This is a genomic window from Vibrio sp. Vb0304 (genome assembly GCF_033338995.1).
GTDB classification, from domain to species: domain Bacteria; phylum Pseudomonadota; class Gammaproteobacteria; order Enterobacterales; family Vibrionaceae; genus Vibrio; species Vibrio alginolyticus.
This window is the reverse complement of sequence record NZ_JAWOTT010000318.1, coordinates 1-1090: the sequence shown is the minus strand read 5'-3', so window position 1 is coordinate 1090 and position 1090 is coordinate 1. Positions and strand designations below refer to the sequence as shown.

The following is a 1090-nucleotide window of genomic DNA, read 5'->3' as shown; positions in this document are numbered from 1 at the left end:
TAGCCCACCTTTCCATTTTAAGGACGAGAAAAAATGGCCAAAGTTTCACTGGAAAAAGAAAAGATTAAGATCCTCTTACTCGAGGGACTTCACCCTTCTTCAGTTGAAGTTCTTCAAGCAGCTGGTTACACCAACATTGAATATCACAAAGGTTCGCTTTCAGAGGAAGAACTGATTGAAGCAGTTAAAGATACGCACTTCATCGGTATCCGCTCCCGAACGAATCTATCCGAGGAAGTGATCAATGCGGCAAACAAACTGGTTGCGATTGGCTGTTTTTGTATCGGAACTAACCAAGTCGATCTTGGTGCGGCGGCAAAACGTGGCATTCCTGTATTCAATGCACCGTTTTCAAACACGCGAAGTGTAGCAGAACTCGTGCTTGGTCAGATTCTTCTGCTCCTTCGTGGGATTCCTGAAAAGAACGCTTTAGCACACCGTGGTATTTGGAAGAAGAGCGCAGACAACTCTTACGAAGCGCGTGGTAAACGTCTTGGTATCATTGGTTACGGCCATATCGGCACTCAGCTGGGCATTATTGCTGAAAACTTAGGTATGCGCGTGTACTACTACGACATCGAAAACAAACTATCACTTGGCAACGCAACGCAAATCCACACGATGAGCGAGCTGCTAAACAAATGTGATGTTATTTCGCTGCACGTACCAGAAACACCTGAAACGAAGAATATGATGGGCGAAGAAGAATTTGCTCGCATGAAACCTGGTGCAATCTTCATCAACGCCGCTCGCGGTACCGTTGTTGATATTCCTGCGCTTTGCCACAGCCTAGAAGCAGGTCACTTAGCTGGCGCAGCAATCGACGTATTCCCAGTTGAACCAAAAACAAACGCTGACCCGTTTGAATCTCCACTACAGAAATTCGATAACGTCATTCTAACGCCACACGTGGGCGGCTCTACTCAAGAAGCACAAGAAAACATCGGCGTGGAAGTAGCGGGTAAACTGGCGAAATATTCAGATAATGGTTCAACACTATCAAGCGTTAACTTCCCTGCAGTATCTCTGCCTGAACACGGTCGTGAGTGCTCTCGCTTACTGCACATTCACAAAAACCGCCCAGGTATTC

General features: G+C 46.5%; 1 protein-coding gene. It reads left to right on the top strand.

Going from position 1 to position 1090, the window contains the following annotated elements; translation table 11 throughout:
- Positions 1–33 precede the first annotated feature (33 nt).
- A partial coding sequence (serA, locus tag R7P35_RS25930; RefSeq protein ID WP_318093331.1) for a phosphoglycerate dehydrogenase occupies positions 34–1090 on the top strand: 1057 nt, incomplete at its 3' end.